The organism is Xanthomonas sp. DAR 80977, from assembly GCF_041240605.1.
Taxonomy (GTDB): Bacteria; Pseudomonadota; Gammaproteobacteria; order Xanthomonadales; family Xanthomonadaceae; genus Xanthomonas_A; species Xanthomonas_A bundabergensis.
Genome location: NZ_CP162487.1, coordinates 2,129,150 through 2,146,892, shown reverse-complemented (window position 1 = coordinate 2,146,892; position 17,743 = coordinate 2,129,150). Strand labels below are relative to the sequence as shown.

Here is a 17,743-nt window from a genome sequence, read left to right as displayed (position 1 = left end):
GAAAGATGTGCCTACAATACGCGCCTCGCCCGAATAGCTCAGCCGGTTAGAGCACTTGACTGTTAATCAGGGGGTCGTTGGTTCGAGTCCAACTTCGGGCGCCACGTTCAAAAAAAACCGCCGTTGATCGGCGGTTTTTTTTTTGCGTCACCAGCACTTTTCCGGAGTGGCGGACGAACTGCCAGTAACCGAGCGGGTGCCTAGTTGATTGATCTGAAGCGTCGCACACTCACCGTCTCTAGCCTGGGACTTTCCGGCGATTGGCACTGCGGTGATGGTAAAGCTTGTCGCATTGCTGGACGCCAGGCTAACCGTGTAAAAGTTGGTCACGTCGGCACTGCACGCCGGGAGCGTGGGAGCACTGCTGTCCGCATTCACGTAGCTCATGTTCGTGGTGTGGAAACGCTCCATGTATTGCGCGGCCTCCTGCACGCACCCCGCTGCGGCCGAACGCCGCGCCTTGATCATCGCCCAGTTGTAGCTGGCCACGGCGATACTGGCAAGGATTGCGATGATCCCCACCGTGATCATGAGTTCAATCAGGCTGAAACCGCGCTGCCTTGAAAATCGACGACGACTACGCATGCCATGGCTCCGATGGATATGGGGGACGTTTGATGTTGGCGTACTCATTCCTGGATTGCCTCCCTCCACTGCACACGCCCCACCTTGCGAATCTCGCGGATCTTCTTGCAGACCGCACTGCCATCGTTGATGTTGAGGCACGCCAGGCCTCCGCTACCGCCCGCACCGCCGGTGAAGTAATTGCTCGCGCTACCCAAGCCACCCAAGGCGACCGACGCGACAGGAATCGTCACGCCATTCACCGTCAGCGTTTCGTCGGCATACGATCCATCCTGGTCCAGATCGAAGAACGACTGGCTGAGGCTGGAACCGGTGAACGCATCGATGGCGTTGTCCTGACCCTTGCCGCCAGGCAGGCAAGGGTCGTCGTCGGGGATGTTGCTGGTGAAGGTAAGGACGCCGGAAATGACATTCACGCCAGTATAGACACGCTCGCCGTTGGCGGTCGCAGGCGCAGGATCGGCCACCGGCGGATCGATCAAGTCCAGATACCAGCCTTTCTTGCCGGCTCCCAGCGCACTGTTGGCCTCCATGACACGTACGCTCTGATTGTTGACCACGCCGCTGGCCGCGAACTTCCGGCGCTGCAGGTCGGCCTTGGCGACGGTGGTCGTGGAATCCTTGATGCCATAGACGGTCTGCACCGTCGTGTTGGTCACGTCGTCGGTGGTCAGGAACCGGCCGGTACCGAAGAAGATCCACAGAGAGAAGGTCGCCGGGTCACGCGCGATCGCCGGCGCCGACGTGATGGGTTGCGCGGTACCGGCAGAGTTGGTCGCGGTGAACATGCGCAGGCGGTTGCCCGCGGCGTTCCAGCTGGAGGAGGTCGCGGCGGAAAGATTGAAGCGCCAGAGGTTTCCCTGCATGTCGCCAGCGTAGACGTAGTCGATGGTGCCGTTGCCGTCGACGTCGCGCACGGCCGGCGCGAACAGGCCATTCGGAGACGAGGAAGAGCCGACGCCCGTATCGATTTCCGAGAGCAGCGCACCATCGCTGAGCCGGTACACGAACAGAACGGCGCGCTCGTTGGTGCTGTTGGGGCCATTGGCCACGATCACGCCGAGCTCGCCATTGTTGAGCTTGGCGATGACCGGAGCGCCGAGATTCAGGCCCATGTTGTTGTCGGACGTGGTGGACGCCTGGTTGTCGCCCACTTTTTCCCAGAGCACATTGTTGTTGGAAAAACCGTCGGGATTGGTGACGTCCAGTGCATAGATCCCCTTGCCGCCGCGTCCGAGCGTGCCCACCAGGGTGGTCTGGTTGCTCAATTGGTCTTTGCGGGAAAGGCTGATCGGACCATCCACGAAGAAACGATGGTCGTAGTCCGGCGCACTGAGGGTGGCCAGGTCGGTAAAGTTGAGGCCGCCTGGCACATAGGCGAAGCGTTCGACGCCGGTGTCAGCATTGAACGCATGCATCATGCCGTCGTTGGAACCCACGAAGATCGTCCCACTGACGCTGTCGTAGGCCGGAGAGGAGTTGACGATGTCGCCGATCAAGGTGCTGCGGGTACGCAGATAGCCGTTGGGTCGGTTCAGCTCGAGGTCCTGGGTTCCGGCGATGTAGGCCGCATTGTTGGCCCCCGTCACCGCGGCAGCGGTCGATGTCGCCGTACGCGCCAATGCCGTCTGCTGCGCGGAGGTGGGAAAGGCCGCACCGGTCGTGCCGTTCCACGTGCGGATATTGCGGCCCGTGCTCGGGAGGCTCCCTACCCAGCTGGGATTGGTCGCATCCACACCGGTGCTGGTGACCGGAATCGCCTTCAGCGCACCCGTCCATGTCCCCGACACGAAACTGGCCTGGTAGACGTGCGTGCTGCTGGTGAGGCTGCTGGAGTTGGCGGCAAGATTGCCGGCGGTACCGGTGCGCTCCACGATCGATCCGAGCGCCGACTTAAGGCCTTGGGTGAATTCCTTGGGGTTGCTGGCCACGATGAAGCTACCGCGACCATTGACGGCCGCATGCCACAGATCGTCGACATTGAAGATCGTATTGTTGATCGGGGTCGGCCAGTTCTTCGCACCCGACGTGATCGCCGGCAGATCCGTTGCCGGGTCCAACGTGCCCTTCGCGCCGATGGAGATCGCGAATGTCGTCATGTGCTGCCAAAACGCGGGATCCGCGGAATTGGTGGGCACGGAGTTGGCCAGATCGGTTCGCAGGTCCGTCTTCCAATAGTGCATCGCCACGTCGGCAAGCGTATCCGAATCGGCACTGGCATAAGGCCGTGCCGGTGTATAGGTATACGTATTGCCGGTCGGTCCGGAGATGGTATTGCCCGCAACGTTGTCCTGCTCGTTGAGAGGCGTGTACACACCCTTTCCGTTCCAGTAGCCGTCCGTCGTCAGAATGGTGAAGTTCTGCCGGCAGGCAAGTTGGGCAGCGCCGGATTGCGGACCGTACGGGCCAGATGCGGAGTTGCTGCTGAAGTAAATGCCCGCATCACTGAGCGCAGCGTGCAACGGCGTACCGTCGTTTCCATACGCAGCGTACAACCGGTCGTACCAAAGCGAGCGATTGTTGTCGCTGCCGTTCACGCCATTGGGATTGTCGAACAGGCCATCGTTCCTGCTCACAGGAATGGGAACCGCCTGCGTGATCGCATTGCCTGCATTCTCCCTCTTCCAGATGGTGCGGAAGCCGACACGCACATTGGTGCCCAGATCGGCGAACGCATGCCCCGCGCTCCCCTTGGCCACCTTCATGCGCGTACGGCTGTAGGACCACCAGGTCGCGAAGTTGGTGCGCTCCGCCGCTTCGCTTCGGCCGGTCGGCGTCTGCTGGATGCAGTTCTTCCACTGCCAGCCGTTGTTGCTGTTGCTGCACCCCCGGTTGGCGAGTCCCTGCTGGTTCGCGACGTTGAACAGCAACTCGCTGCGGATGATGACGCCATCGGTCCTGATCTGATAACGATAGTAGTTGGCCGTGTTCGCCAGATAGGCCTCCGACGTGTCGCTCAGATTCTTCGGAACGTAAAACGACCGCGTATTGTCGTAAAGGTTGATCGGGGTCGCCAGATTGTGCGTGTCGTTGTAGACGCTCGCATAATCCATCCCGCCCGTCATCGATGCGCCGGTTGCATCCACCCACGGCTCGTAATCCACCGCTGGATTGTAGTAGATGGTATTGCGCGTGTAGGTGCTGTTGCTGATGTTGTTGTTGTTGTTGCTGTCGGTGGTCTGCGGCACCGCATCCGGCATGTAGGTGCTTTCCATGGACCCGGAGTCGTCCAGGATGAACAGCACGTTGGGTGCGATGCGACCGCCCGACTGCAGCGGATAGCTCGGCACCACGATACCGGCGCTGGCCGGCAGCGCGAGCATGGTGCAGGCAAAGGCCGCTGCGAAGGCATTGAGACGGGGCAAGAAGCCGCGCTTGCGCAGACGATCGTCGTGGAACTGGCTCATGGTGGTGACTCCGTCTTACGGCGCGATATAGCTTGATTGAAGGATGACGCTGGCACGGTCTGCATCTTGGCTGCGCGCCACGATCCGGTACATCGGCCGCACGCAGATCGGCTGCCCCGTGTATTTCTCGTCGCTGTTGCATTCGAACCAGGCTTCGGACGTGCCCATGTATTCGATATAGAAACGCGTTGCGGAGGCTGAAGCGCTACGGCTGGTGTTGCTGGCGTTCACCCAGCCGTTGAAGTTGGGATCGCGCCAGCGCTCGGTCTGAGTGGCCACCGGTTGACCGCACACGCCAGCGCTGCATCCGTTGCCCGTCGGCACGACCGTCTGCGCCGCCGCCAACGCTTCGCCCTCGCGCAAGGCCGACTCGGCAGCCTGGAAGTTCACGCTGCGATCGAGCAGGTTGCCGCTCATCCGCTCCTGCATCAGCGTTCCACGCACGACCGCCAGCCCCAGCAATGTCATCACCAGCAGCAGCATCAGCACCACGATCAGGGAGACGCCAGCCTGGCGCGCGACTGGCGCCGGATATGAATATGAAGTTGTGCTCATTCGTTGCGATTCCGCAAGGTGATGACATTGCTGATCGTGCGCGTCACCGGCAGGCCGTTCGTTCCGATCGCGTCCTGGGTCTGGAAGGTCAAGGACAGATTGATGGCGGTGACCTGGTCCCACCGCGTCCCGACGGTAGCGGCACTGACGTAGCCGCCGTCGCTGGGAATCAGGTAGGTGATCGCCATGTTCTGCACGTTCTCGGCTACTTCCTGATTGACGATCGCCGGAGTACCGCCTGTATTGGTCAACACACCCTGGTACAGCGAACGCCCGCCCCTGGGATTCGTACCGATGAACCAGCGCGATGCGTTGAGCCGGCTGAGCATCGTGTTCGGTCCGTAGGTGAAGACGGCACCGTTGATGCCCAGGTTGCTGCTGGAATTGCCTGGCGAACCGGATGCGGCGTGGCCGATGGTCGTGCTGCCCTGGCCGCTGCTCATCTGGAACAGCGCACCGATGCGCAACACCCCCGTGGCTTCGGAGTTCGGACCGCAAGCGATCAGGAAATCGCCGTTCCTGAAGCCGTGGGTATTCGCATTCACCGTGAATTGCGCAGAGGCCGGGGTATGCGCGGTGACGATCGCGGTCGCGTCGCCCGAGGACAGCAGCATCAGGCCTTCGGTATTGGCGACGCGATTGGACACGGTATCCGGAAAGCTGCCGCTGGCCGATACGCCCACCAGCCTGTTGCCCGACCAGTTCGTCCACCATCGCGACGCCGGGCTGTTGATGACGTTCGACATGCCCATGTTGTCGCTGCTGTTGCACTGGTTCCCGCTCGCCTCGCGGATATCGCGCGTCATCAGCTCGAACGCCGTGCGCACGTTTTCCTGCACGCGCCCCAGGTTCTCGGTGGCGGCATAGGTGCGCCGGTTGGTGAGGAAGATGCCGATGGCCGCGCCCACGACCAGCAACCCCAACACCAGGGAGATCATCAGCTCGATCAGGCTCAGGCCCGCGCTGTAGCGCCTGATGGGCGCCCCGCTCCGTCGCATGCGGTTCATAGCCTGGTCACCGTCTGGAATTGCTGGGTTTGCGCGGCGGTCGCATCTGCAGCCGCGTGGCTGGCCCTGCTGTCGTCCCACTGTACCGTCACTCGGCAAGCCGTGGCGTTGCAACTGATCGCACCGCAGGCCGAAGCGCCCATGATCGCCTGCAGCGAGTTGAGGAAATTGCGCTGGTCGACCACCACCTGCGACGTGCCGGTCGGCGCAGCACAGGTCATGCCCATGTTGTAGTTGCCGTTGCGGGCAGCCGTCACGTTGGCGCGCATCGCATCGAAGATGCCGGTGGTACCCACCACCACCTGGCTGCGCTCGAAGGAGCTCTGGTTGTTGCGCAGCGCGGTCGCTTGCAAGGCGGCCACGCCCAGCATGCCGATGCCCATGATCAGCACCGAGATCATCACTTCGATCAGGCTGACCCCGCGTTGCGACGTGATTGAAACTGGCCGCGAAGAAGAAGTATGCATGGCGTTCACGGAGGTGGAGAGTCTGATGGCACAGGGCATGCAACGTTGCCAGGCGTCGTGACGAAGCCGACCCGGCTGCCGCCGACGATGTACACGACCCGCAGGTTGTCGCTCAAGCTCGTCGTCGCGATACAGCTGGAAAACCCCGCATTGAGCAACATCCCGGCGCTGCTGCGGGCGAACCCGTCCGGGCTGAAGACGATGCGATCGCTGTTGCCGCTGACCGCGCCGCTCACGCTCAGCTGGACTGGAGCCTTCACCGCACTGACGCGCAGCACGGTCGAGCCGGTCACCACGATGGTGATCCACTGGTTCCACGCGCTGCCGGTCGCGCAACTGGTGCCATTGTCGCTGCGGCACACCGCCACGTTCCGGTTGAGCCGGATCGCCTCCGAGCGCGCGAGCTGAAGCGATGCCACCATCTCGTTGGACGCAGACGTCAGCCGGCTGGTATTGACCAGGTAGGTATAGCTTGGAATGGCAAAGCTCATCGCCACCGCCAGCACGGCGACCGTCACCATCAACTCGATCAAGCTGAAACCACCGATCCGTCGGTACCGCCCGGAGTAGCGCGGTCGCTCGGCGTGAAAGCGCTGCATGTCGTATCCCCTTTTTCCCGAGGCTAAGCTAGAACTCGCCTCGGACCAATGCCAGTAGGGTCCGATGGGCGGTGGCAGATCGTAGCTGAACGGCAGGCCCGGCGACATCGGACCGGAAATCCGAGGCATCATGCGCCCAGCGTCCCCTGCCCGATCCCATGCGCCCAGCCCCCACTCCCGCCCTGCCGCTCGATATCCTGTGGCAGCCCACGACCCTGATCTGGGTGCTGTTGGCCGGCGAGGCGGTCGCGGTCATCCTGACCATGGCGCCGGGACAGTCCACGAGCGGCTGGGTCCATTTCGGCCTGGCCTCGCTGCTGCTGCAGTGGACGGCGTTGACCACGCTGGCCTTGCTGTATCTGCTGCGCGGCCACCTCGAACGCTGCCGTCCGCAGCAGGTCGCCTATCTGGCGGTGGCGCTGCTGGTGATCGTCGCCGTCGCCGTGCACGCGATCGCATGGGCGGCACTGAAAGAGCTGTCGCTATTGCAGGGAGGCTGGCACACGTTCCTGCTCAAGGTGGCGGCCATCGCCCTCACCCTGGGCCTGATGGCGCTGCTGGCGTTCCAGAACCACTGGCGCGTCCAACAACTGGCGGTGCAAGCCAAGCAGGCCCAGCTCGAAGCGCTGCGCGCGCGCATCCAGCCCCACTTCCTGTTCAACACGCTCAACACCGGCGCGGCGCTGGCGCGCTTCCGGCCGGAACAGGCGGAGCATCTGTTGCTGGATCTTGCCGATCTGTTCAGAGCAGCGCTGGCCGGACCGGATCGGCTGAGCCTTGAAGAAGAACTGTCGCTTGCCCGGCGCTATCTCGGCATTGAGCAGATGCGCCTGGGCGAACGCCTGCGCGTGGATTGGCAACTTCCCGATCCTCTTCCGGCGATCGACGTCCCCACGCTTTCGATCCAGCCCTTGGTGGAGAACGCGATCCGGCACGGCATCGAGCCCAGCACCAGCGGCGGCCATGTCCGCCTTCGGGTCGAACAGGACGCGCATTGGGTCAGGATCGAGATCGTCAATTCCCTGCCGGCGAACGGCGAGGCCGCCGCCGGCAGCGGCCACGGGATCGGCCTGGATGCGGTCCGTGCCCGCGTGGAAAGCCTTGGCAGCGGGCGCCTGAGCACCCGCCACGGGAGCGACACCTTCGTCAGCCTGCTTGAACTGCCCACCCGTCCCTGACAGCACCGATGGCCCAAGAGCGACCGTCCCGCTCCGCGCTCAGGCCATGACCCGATAGCAAGGCCGATACTCGCCGGAGATCTTCATCCGGCGCTGCTCGACGAAGGCGCGCAGCAGTTCGTCCAGGGCCTGCATCATGTCCGCGTCGCCGTGGATCTCGAACGGGCCGTACTGCTCGATGCGGTGCATGCCGTCCTCCTTGACGTTGCCGGCGACGATGCCGGAGAAGGCGCGGCGCAGGTCCGCCGCCAGCGCGTGCGGCGGGCGTCCGTGATGCAGGTCGAGCGCGGCCATCGCTTCGTGGGTGGGCACGAACGGCAGCTGGTACTCCAGCGGGATGTCCACCGACCAGTTGAAGTAGAACGCGTCCTTCTGCTCCTTGCGGTGCATGCGCACCCGCTGGATGCCGTCGGCCATCTTGCGCGCCACCGCGACCGGGTCGCCGACCACGATCTGGTAGCGCGAGGTGGCCGCCTCGCCCAGGGTCAGGCGCAGGAAGCGGTCGATCTGCTCGAAATACGGCGCGGCGATGGTCGGGCCGGTCAGGATCAGCGGGAACGGCAGGTCGCGGTTCTCCTCGCGCAACAGGATGCCGAGCAGGTACAGGATCTCCTCGGCGGTGCCGACGCCGCCGGGGAACACGATGATGCCGTGGCCGATGCGGACGAAGGCCTCCAGGCGCTTCTCGATGTCCGGCATGATCACCAGATGGTTGACGATCGGGTTCGGCGACTCGGCGGCGATGATGCCCGGCTCGGTGATGCCGATGTAGCGGTTGTCGTGCTTGCGCTGCTTGGCATGGGCGATGGTGGCGCCCTTCATCGGCCCCTTCATCGCGCCCGGGCCGCAGCCGGTGCAGATGTCCAGCCCGCGCAGGCCCAGCTCGTAGCCGACCTGCTTGGTGTACAGGTACTCGTCGCGCGAGATCGAATGGCCGCCCCAGCACACCACCAGGTTCGGATCGGCCGGCTGCAGGATGCGCGCGTTGCGCAGTTGCCCGAACACGGCGCTGGTGATGCCTTCGCTGGAGTCGAGATCGGCGGCGGAGTCCGGGCCGAGCTCGATGGCCATGTAGGCCAGGTCGCGAATCACGGCGAACAGCAGTTCGGCCACGCCGTTGATGATCTCCCCGTCCACGAACGCCATCGCCGGCGCGTTGAGCAGGTCGATGCGCACGCCGCGGTCGCGCTGCGCGACCTGGATGTCGAAATCGGGATACAGGTCGCGTGCGGCGCGCGGATCGTCGGAGGCGCTGCCGCTGGTCAGCACCGCCAGCGCGCAGCGCCGCAGCAGTTCGTGCAGGCCGCCGCTGGAGGCGTCGCGCAGGCGCGCCACTTCCGCGCGCGAGAGGATGTCCAGGCCGCCGCGCGGGTAGATCCGCGCGTCCACTACCCGCAGCGCCCGCGCCGCCGTATTGCTCGTCGTCATATCGGAATTCTTGTCGTTGTCGTCAACGGCGACTTTAGCGTCAGCCTCCGCAAAAGAAAACGGCCGGGTTTCCCCGGCCGTTCTCCTGTCTCGCTGCGGTGACAGACGGATCAGAACTCGTAGCGCACGCCCAGGTTCAGCGACCACTGCGAAACGCCGGTGTTGAAGCCGTCGGCATCGGCATTGGCGGCGCTCGGCTGGTCGGTGTACAGGGTGTTGTACACGTACTTGCCGTTGTAGATGCCCTGCAGGTTGGCCACGCGCGCGTCGGCAAAGAAACCGTAGTCGTAGATCCGGCCCCACTTCTTGTTCAGCAGGTTGCCCACGTTCTGGATGTCCACCCACACCTCGGACTTGTGGCCCTTGAAGAAGCCCGGCAGCTGCTGGCTGACGTGCAGGTCGAAGGTGTTGATCCAGGACGAACGGAAGCCGTTGGCCGGCGCGTAGCTGCCCGCGTACTTGGCCAGCTGCGGGTTCTGCGCCAGCCAATCGAAGAACTGCTTCTCCAGCGCCGGGTTGGCGGTGAACGCGCCGGTGCTGCTGAGCGAACCGAACAGCACGTCGCCCGGGCCCTTCGGCACGTAGAACAGGTCGTTGGTGCTACGGCCGTCGCCGTTGGCGTCGCCGTTGTACACGTAGCTGTAGGGACGGCCGCTGCGGCCTTCGTAGACCAGGCCCACGCGGGTCTTGTAGTCGCCGAAGAACTTGTGCTCCCAGTTCAGCGAGCCGGAGACGCGGTCCTTGATCTCGTAGCGCGAGGTGTTCTCGGTTTCCGAATTGGCGTTGAAGGCGTACTGGTAGCCCCAGCCCGAGCTGGCGGTGGAGCTGGTCAGCGAACCGACTTCGGTGGCGTGGGTATAGGTGTAGCCCAGGTTCCACGACCACTCGCCGCCTTCGCTGAACGGCTTGGACAGCGACACCGTGAACTGCTGGGTCTTGCCCTTGTCGGTGTTCTCGATCAGGTAGACGTCGCTGTAGGCGGTGTTGCGGTTGTAGCGGTTGTCGCCGGTCGCCCACGGACGGCCGGTGCGGGCCGGATTCCAGTACAGCGCGCGGCCGTCCGGACCGTAGTAGGCCGGGCTCGGATCTTCGCCGGCGGCGGTGACGCGGCCGATGTTCAGGCTCTTGTAGTACAGGCCGTCCTTGACCTTGGTCACCAGCAACTCGGCCGAGGCGACGATGCCGTACCAGGGCAGTTCGTGGTCGAGCGCGATGTTGGCCTTGTACAGCGACGGCAGCTTGAAGTCGTCGCCGACGAAGCTCACGCCCTGGGTCGCCGAACCGGGGGTGGTCGGGATCGGCTGCGTGTCCTTGTTCGGGCTGAACGGCAACGCCGGGTTGTAGCTGGTGTAGCTGTAGGCGTTGTAGTTGAAGCCGGTGTTGGAGTAGCTGTTGCCGATCCACACCTGCGGGGCGTCGCCCTGGAACAGGCCCACGCCGCCGCGCAGCTGGGTCGGACGGTCGGTGTCGAAGGTGTAGTTGAAGCCGAAGCGGGGCTGGATCAGGAAATCGCCGCCGAACACCTTGCTGTTGTTGTAGCCGAAGTACGCCTGCGCCGCCGCGTTGTAGGCCGGATCCGGGCTGACGCCCGGGCGGTCGCCGCGCAGGCCCAGGGTCAGGGTCAGGTTGTTGTTGACGTACCAGGTGTCCTGGATGAACAGGCCGAGATTGTCGTTCTTGTAGTCGGCCGCGATCGAACCCGGGGTGCGCTCGCTGTTGAGCTGGTAGGAACTCCAGCGGCCATTGGCGAAGTTGTCCAGGCCCAGGAACGTGTACACGCCCCAGCTGTTGCGGCCGAACAGGTTGTAGATGTCGTTGGTGGTGTAGTCGACGCCGAACTTCAGGTCGTGGTTGTCCAGGGTCAGGGTGCCTGCACCGTAGTAGTTCCAGGTCTTGGTGGTGAGGATGTTGCCCTGCGAGTTGGTCTCGGTACCCAGGTACAGCACGTCGCCGGTCGGCGCGGCCACGGTGCCGTCGAAGTAGATCGCGATGCTCGGGGCATCGGTCGGCACCACGCGGATCGCCGAGTAGTCGCGGTAGGACGCCTTGAACTCGGTGGAGAAGTTCTCGGACCAGTCGCTGAACAGCTGGCCGACGTAGCTCTCCACGCTCTTCTCGTGCTGGTACCAGTACGAGCTGAGCGAGGCCTGGCTGGTGCTGCTGGCGCCGTTGATGCGCAGCTTGCTCTGGTCGAGCTTGCTGTAGCGGAAGCTGGCGCGGTGGTTGTCGTTGATGTTCCAGTCGAGCTTGAGCGCGTATTCCTCGAGATCGGTGTTGCCGTTGCTGTCGAGCGAGCCGGCGTCGAAGCCGTAGTTCTGCGCGATCTGCTGGGCGCGGGTCACGTCCGCCAGGGTGTACTTGGCGTTGGCCTTGCCCAGCGCGGTGCTGCCCAGGTCCAGGCCGGGCGCGTCCTGCTGGAATTTCTCGTAGTTGGCGAAGAAGAACAGCTTGTCCTTGACGATCGGGCCGCCGAAGGTGGCGCCGTAGGTCTTTTCCTTGGTGAAGCCGTTGAACTTGCTGCCGTCCGGGTTGTCGCCGAACCAGTCGCCGTCGCGCATGTAGCCGTAGACCGAACCATGGAACTCGTTGGTACCGGACTTGGTCACCGCGTTGACGGTGGCGCCGGCGGCGCTGGCGATGCTGACGTCGTAGTTGGACAGGTTGACGTCGATCGCCTCGATCGCCTCCATCGACACCGGCTGGCGCCGGGTGGTCATGTTGTTGCCTTCCAGGCCGAAGGTGTCGCTGGCCGAGACGCCGTCGATGTTGATCGAGTTGTAGCGCGGGTTCAGGCCGCCGGCGCTGATGGTGCCGGACGCGCGATCGACGAAGGCCACGCGCGGATCCAGGCGCATGAAGTCCTGGATGTTGCCGTTGACCGACGGCAGCGATTCGATCTGCTCGCGGCCGACGTTGGTGCCCGCGCCCATCTTGGTCGCGCTGAACACTTCCGAGCCACCGGCGATCGCGACCGCGTTCACCGTCTCCAGCGTCGCCACGTCGCCGGTCAGCGCCGCATTGACGCTGGCGGTCTGATTGACGCTCAGGTACACGCTGTCTTCGGTCTTGGTGCCTTCGCCGGGCTTGGTGATGGTGATGGTGTACGGACCGCCGACGCGCAGGCCGCGCGCGTTGTAGCGACCGCTGGCATCCGTGGTGGCACGGCTCACCGTTCCCGATTCGACGTGGGTGATGGTCACGTCGGCGCCCACCACCGGCTGGCCGTCGTGGGTGACCAAACCGCCGACGCCGGCGGAGGTGCTCTGGGCGAACACGGGGGCGGCGGCAAGCGCAGCAACGAGGCCAAGGGTGAGCTTGGACATCCGGAGACGGCGGGGTTGAGTCATTGCAATAGCCTCGATGGAGTTTGACGAAATGCGCATAGCTAGCCGTCCCTGTGGGCGCACGGCAGCGGAATGTGGTTCGTGCCCCCTTGCTGGATCCCCCGCAAGGGTTAACGCGAGTTTAACACCATAGGGCCGTTTTGTTGCCAAAACGTGACAAGCTGGCACAAACGGACATGACACGACATGGATCGCAGTTTCTTTGCCGGTATCGGTCATTGCGTGCCACCGGCGCACACCCCATCCGGACCAGGCGGCGGAACAGCGCGCGCTGCCGCGCCGGCGAGAGCAAACAGGGATCCGGCTCGCCTGCATTCGAGGCGCCCACCCTACGCGCCAGCCGCTGCTGGTGAGCGATTCCTGATCCGGCCCCCCAATCCCGAATCCCGGCTCCCCGGCCAGCGGCGGGCGCCGAAGCGTTGCTCGCCAGGGTTCGCCCGCGGCGAAGCGCGGGCACCAGCCGCCGCCCTGCGGGAGGGTCGCGCCGCGGCAGGCGCGGCGAATCAGCGGCAATGCCGGCGCTGCCCTACCCGGCAGGCTTGCGCGGCGTCCGACGGCCCACGACACGTCGCCCCCCCTGCCCCGGCACGGCATGGCGAACATCGCCGACCAGGGCGCCGGACCGGCCGGAAAGCGGCTTGCCGACCCATGTGGCCGATCGCACGGCGATGACGAGATCCGCACGAAAGTCCGGCGCGGGGTCGGCGCAGGCCTGCCGATGTCGCAAGGCCGCAAACGCAAACGGCCGGGGCTGGGCCCCGGCCGTTTGCGTCGCTTGCGTTGTCCAGCCCCGCAGGGCCTGGGCTTGCCTCAGAACGAGGCGCCGAAGGTCACCGCGAACGCGCGCGGCTCCAGCACGGAGTAGTACGGGGTACCGGTGGAGACCACGTCCGGGTACTCGCTGGCGCCGGACGCCGCCAGCACCTGGGTGGTGCTGGCCCAGGTGACGGCCTGCTTGTCGGTCAGGTTGTACAGGTTGAGCTTGATCGACGGCTTCTTCAGCCAGCCCCAGTCGGCGAAGGCATAGCCGGCGTCGGCGCCGAAGGTGGTATAGCCCCCGACCCGTTCGGTGTTCATGTAGTCGCCGTAGCGCGAGCCGGAGTAACGGCCCTTCAGCGCGACCCAGAAATCGCCGATGGTGTAGCTCAGGCGCAGGTTGGCCAGGTTCTTCGGCGTATTGGCCAGCTGCTTGCCGCCGACCGCATAGTCGTAGGTGCCCTTGGAGGTGCCCACCGCCAACGTGTCGCTCAGGATCTTGGCCTGGGTATAGGTGTAGGACCCGTACAGCTTCAGATTGTCGGTGATGTTGTAGCTGGCTTCGCTGTTGAAGCCGCGCATGCGCACCTTGCCGATCGAGATGTAGGTGGTCAGCGCCGTGGTCTGGTCGTAGCTGGACATCTGCTTGTTGCTGTAGTTGCTCTGGTACAGCATGGTCGACAGCGAGAAGCGGTCGCCGTAGTAGCGCCAGCCGAGGTCGTTGGTCCAGGCCGATTCCGGTTGCGGGATCTCCTGCGCGGCCGACAGGTTCACCGAGATCGAATTGGTCGCCGGCACGCGGAAGGTCTTGGCCACGCCGTAGTAGAACTGGTTGCGGCTGTCCGGCGCGTACTTGATGCCGAACGCCGGCAGCAGCTTGCTGTAGCTGTTGTCGAAGTCCACGCCGATCTCCTTGGTGCTGTCCGGCCACTGGTAGTTGTGGCCCTTGCGCGTGGCATGGATCCAGGACACGCCGTAGTTGACCGCCCAGTCGTCGGCCGGGGTCCAGTTGTCCTGGATGAAGTACTTCTGCACGTCGGTGACGGTGTAGGTGCGGTAGCTCTGCTGCACCTGGCCGTCGGCATAGGTCAGGAAGCAATCGTCGCTGTCGGCCCAGACGTCGCAGGACTGGCCGGTGCTCTGGTCGGTCTTGACGATGCTGTTGTTCTGGCTCTTGCGCGAGCGGTCGTACCACAGGCCGTAGACCAGGTTGTGGTCCATGCCGATGTCCTGGAAGAACTTGGCGACCACGCCCGGCCGCACCGTGCTGGAGTAGGAATAGGTGTAGTCGACGTCGCGGCTGCCGCTCACGCTGGTGGAGTAGCCATAGACGTTGCTGCTGCTGGTGGACGGATACACCGACGCGGCGCTGGAGCCGCCGCCCTTGCCCCACCACAGGTACGGCACCACCGACAGCCGCAGGCTGTCGCTGAAGGTGAACTCGCCGTCCAGGCTGACCAGCAGGCTCTTGTAGGGGTTGCGCCGCAACTTCCAGTAGGACTGGTCGGCCGAGGTGGTGCCGCCGCCCCAGGTGTCGTTGTAGTCGTAGTCGTAGTCGCTGGCCAGCTGCGCCTTGCTGGCGGTGTTGTAGGAATAGTTGGACTGGCGGTTGTACTGGAACGAGGCGCTGATCGAGTTGCCCGGGCTGATGTCCCACACGCTCTTGCCGTCGATCTTGTTGACCGACATGTCGCCATTGCCCTTCCACTTGTCGGCGCTGTTGGTCGAGAACGACACCCACGAGCGCAGCGGACCGGTATCGCCGGTGTTGACCCGCACGAAGGTGCGCCGGTAGTCGTTGCTGCCGAAGCTCTGGTTGAAGTCCACGCCGAACGCGTGGCCGGGATCGATCGTGGACCAGGCGATCTGGCCGCCGGTGGCGCCCATCTCCGGCTGGTCCACGTTCGGCGTGCCCTGGGTGACGGTGATGTCGTTGTAGTTCTCGGCATCGCCGTATTCGGTGGCGTAGACCGAATAGCTGCCGCTGTCGGTCACCGGCGCGCCGTTGACGGTGACGCCGATCGCCGAGGAGTCGAAGCCGCGCAGGCTGTAGTTGCCGTTGTTGAGGCCGGTCACGTCGCTGGTGGCGGCGTCCACGCCCGGGATCGCGTCGATCATCTGGGTGAAGTTGCTGCCGCCGGACGCCTGTGCGATCGCCTCGCGGGTCACCGTGGAAATCGCCTTGCTGGCGGTCTGCACGGTCATGTTGCCGCCGCCGAGCACGTAGCTGCTCTTGTCGGCATTGACGTTGACCTTGTCCAGCTGCTGCACGCGCTTGGTCTCGTAGGCCGCGGTGGTATTGGAGGTGCTGGAGGCGGTGACCCGCTCGGCGGTGTCGGTGCCGGCGTCCTGCGCCAATGCCGGATGGGCCGCGAGCGCGGTCGCCAGCGCCAGGGAAAGCGTGGAAAGACGGTGTGTGGAACGGGACTTCATCGGGCAAGCGCCTCTGTGGCTAACGTGGGAACGGCAGCGAGCGACGGGGCGACCTGGCATGGACACCGTGCAAGCGCCCCCACCGCTTCGGAAGGCGCTACGGTAGGCAGGCTATTTCGCCCGCGTATGCCTCGGGCGTTTACGAGAACTTAATATGCCGCCACGTCCTGACATGCGACGGCACAAAAAAGCGCCGCAAATGTCATCGAATTGCCGCAAACGGCTGCCGTGTTGCGGCATTGACGCGGATCGACAGGCGCCGCACAGGCGCACTGCGGCACCCGCGCAGGCGGTAACGGCGGCGCGGGCGGCCCGCTCAGCCGGCGACCGGCAGCTTCAGATAGGCGCTGAGGCCGTCCAGGAACATCTGCACCGAGATCGCCACCAGCAGCATGCCCATCAGCCGTTCGACCGCGGTCAGCACGCGCATGCCCAGCAGCTTGTACAGCAGGGTGCCGGAGAACAGCAGCGCCGAGGTGCCGATCCAGGCCAGGATCAGCGCCAGGCTCCATTCGCCCAGGCGGGTGGGTTCGTTGCTGCCCATCAGCATCACCGCGGCCATGCCCGAGGGCCCGGCCACCAGCGGGATCGCCAGCGGCACGATGAACGGCTCGCCGTCGGGAATCTCGCCCATCAGCCCTTCCGGGCGCGGAAAGATCATGCGGATGCCGATCAGGAACAGCACGATGCCGCCGGCGATCGCCACCGACTCCTGGCGCAGGTGCATCACTTCCAGCGCGTACTTGCCGCCCCACAGGAACGCCATCAGCACGCCCAGGGCGATCAGCAGCTCGCGCGCCAGCACCACGCGCTGGCGCTTGGCCGGTAGCGGCTTGAGCACGCTGAGGAACACCGGGATGTTGCCCAGCGGGTCGAGGATCAGGAACAGCAGCAACGCTGCCGACAGGATGGTCATGCCAGGGGAGTCCAGATCGCGCCGCGGTGCGCGGCGCCGGCGGGCGACAGCAGTTCCACACAGGCGGCCGCATAGTGCGCAGGATCGACCGCGTCGAAGTCTTCCTGGTGGGTGTAGGCGCGCGCGCGAAGCGCGCTGCGCATCGGCCCGGGTTGCAGCCCGGCCACGCGCACCGTCGAGGCGGCGAGTTCGCCGTGCAGGGTCGCCAGCAGGCCGCGGCGCCCATGCTGGGCCGCGCCGTAGCCGCCCCAGTAGGCCTGGCCGACCCGCGCCGGGTCGTCCAGGGCGAACACGATCGCCGCGTCGGGCGCCTGCTTCAGCAACGGCAGGCAGGCCTGGGTCAGCCAGCCCGCAGCGGTCAGGTTGACGTGGATGGCGCGCGCGAACTGCGCCGGGTCGGCGTGCTCGAACGGGGTCAGGCCGACGAAATCGGCGGCGCAGTGCAACAGCCCGTCCAGCCGCCCGAGCTCGGCCTGCACCCGCTCGGCCAGCGCCGCGTAGTCTTCCGGGGTGGCGCCGAGCAGGTCCAGCGGATACAGCAGCGGCTGCGCGCCGATCGCGGCGATCGCGTCGTAGACCCGGTTCAAGCGCGCCGGCTTGTGCCCGAGCAGCACCACCGTGGCGCCGGCCTGGGCGCAGGCCAGCGCCGCGGCGCTGCCCAGCCCGCCGGCGGCGCCGCACACCAGCACCACGCGCTGCGCCAGCGCGCCCGCGTGCGGCGTCGGCTCCGCTGTCACGGCTGGTAGGCCTCGGCCACGATGCGCTGCAGTTCGCCGGATTCGAACAGTTCCATGGTGATGTCGCAGCCGCCGATCAGTTCGCCGTGGATGAACAGCTGCGGGAACGTCGGCCAGTTCGAATAGCGCGGCAGATTGGCGCGGATCTCCGGCTCGTCGAGCACGTTGACGGTATGCAGCCGGTCGGCGCCGGCCGCCAGCAGGGCCTGCAGCGCGCGGCTGGAAAACCCGCACATCGGGTACTGCGGCGTGCCCTTCATGAACAACACGATGGGATGGCGTTCGACGTCGGCCTGGATGCGCTCCATCACCTGCATGCGGGTTTTCTCCT

General features: G+C 65.1%; 13 protein-coding genes and 1 tRNA gene. 2 read left to right on the top strand and 12 right to left on the bottom strand.

Annotation, left to right across the window (positions count from 1 at the left end):
• Window positions 1-27 precede the first annotated feature (27 nt).
• Window positions 28-104, top strand: a tRNA-Asn gene (locus tag AB3X10_RS09120).
• A gap of 43 nt (window positions 105-147) precedes the next feature.
• Here AB3X10_RS09120 and AB3X10_RS09115 read toward each other — a convergent pair.
• The 6 genes from AB3X10_RS09115 to AB3X10_RS09090 form a co-directional block, all read right to left on the bottom strand.
• Window positions 148-585, bottom strand: coding sequence for a type IV pilin protein (locus tag AB3X10_RS09115; protein ID WP_369980915.1), 438 nt, complete (start codon window positions 583-585; stop codon window positions 148-150).
• Window positions 586-629: 44 nt separating this feature from the next.
• A complete protein-coding gene (locus tag AB3X10_RS09110) occupies window positions 630-3,992 on the bottom strand; it encodes a pilus assembly protein (protein WP_369980913.1) in 3,363 nt (1,120 codons plus the stop codon).
• A gap of 15 nt (window positions 3,993-4,007) precedes the next feature.
• Complete coding sequence (locus tag AB3X10_RS09105) at window positions 4,008-4,547, bottom strand: pilus assembly PilX family protein (protein ID WP_369980911.1); 540 nt, start codon at window positions 4,545-4,547, stop codon at window positions 4,008-4,010.
• Entirely contained in the window at window positions 4,544-5,554 is a 1,011-nt protein-coding gene (locus AB3X10_RS09100) for a prepilin-type N-terminal cleavage/methylation domain-containing protein (protein ID WP_369980909.1), read from the bottom strand. The genes AB3X10_RS09105 and AB3X10_RS09100 overlap by 4 nt, the downstream gene beginning before the upstream one ends.
• A complete protein-coding gene (locus AB3X10_RS09095; RefSeq protein ID WP_369980907.1) occupies window positions 5,551-5,955 on the bottom strand; it encodes a type IV pilus modification PilV family protein in 405 nt (134 codons plus the stop codon). The genes AB3X10_RS09100 and AB3X10_RS09095 overlap by 4 nt, the downstream gene beginning before the upstream one ends.
• Window positions 5,956-6,026: 71 nt before the next feature.
• Window positions 6,027-6,620 (bottom strand): GspH/FimT family pseudopilin, encoded by a 594-nt coding sequence (locus AB3X10_RS09090; protein ID WP_369980905.1) that lies wholly within the window; start codon window positions 6,618-6,620, stop codon window positions 6,027-6,029.
• Between the two features lie 158 nt (window positions 6,621-6,778).
• On the opposite strand from AB3X10_RS09090, the gene AB3X10_RS09085 reads away from it, so the two are divergent.
• Complete coding sequence (locus AB3X10_RS09085) at window positions 6,779-7,798, top strand: sensor histidine kinase (RefSeq protein WP_369980903.1); 1,020 nt, start codon at window positions 6,779-6,781, stop codon at window positions 7,796-7,798.
• A 39-nt stretch (window positions 7,799-7,837) separates the two neighbouring features.
• On the opposite strand, the gene ppnN is transcribed toward AB3X10_RS09085, so the two are convergent.
• From ppnN to grxD, 6 genes are all read right to left on the bottom strand, one after another.
• Window positions 7,838-9,226, bottom strand: coding sequence for a nucleotide 5'-monophosphate nucleosidase PpnN (ppnN, locus tag AB3X10_RS09080; RefSeq protein ID WP_369980901.1), 1,389 nt, complete (start codon window positions 9,224-9,226; stop codon window positions 7,838-7,840).
• A gap of 110 nt (window positions 9,227-9,336) precedes the next feature.
• Window positions 9,337-12,549: a TonB-dependent receptor gene (locus AB3X10_RS09075; RefSeq protein WP_369980899.1), complete on the bottom strand. Its 3,213-nt coding sequence runs from the start codon at window positions 12,547-12,549 to the stop codon at window positions 9,337-9,339.
• An 831-nt stretch (window positions 12,550-13,380) separates the two neighbouring features.
• Window positions 13,381-15,759, bottom strand: coding sequence for a TonB-dependent receptor (locus AB3X10_RS09070; protein ID WP_369980898.1), 2,379 nt, complete (start codon window positions 15,757-15,759; stop codon window positions 13,381-13,383).
• Window positions 15,760-16,075: 316 nt separating this feature from the next.
• Window positions 16,076-16,675 carry a YhgN family NAAT transporter gene (locus tag AB3X10_RS09065; RefSeq protein ID WP_145705857.1) on the bottom strand — a complete coding sequence of 200 codons (600 nt, stop codon included), beginning with the start codon at window positions 16,673-16,675 and terminating at the stop codon, window positions 16,076-16,078.
• Window positions 16,672-17,412 carry an SDR family NAD(P)-dependent oxidoreductase gene (locus AB3X10_RS09060; RefSeq protein ID WP_369980895.1) on the bottom strand — a complete coding sequence of 247 codons (741 nt, stop codon included), beginning with the start codon at window positions 17,410-17,412 and terminating at the stop codon, window positions 16,672-16,674. The genes AB3X10_RS09065 and AB3X10_RS09060 overlap by 4 nt, the downstream gene beginning before the upstream one ends.
• Entirely contained in the window at window positions 17,409-17,729 is a 321-nt protein-coding gene (gene grxD / locus AB3X10_RS09055; protein WP_369980893.1) for a Grx4 family monothiol glutaredoxin, read from the bottom strand. The genes AB3X10_RS09060 and grxD overlap by 4 nt, the downstream gene beginning before the upstream one ends.
• Window positions 17,730-17,743: the final 14 nt, after the last annotated feature.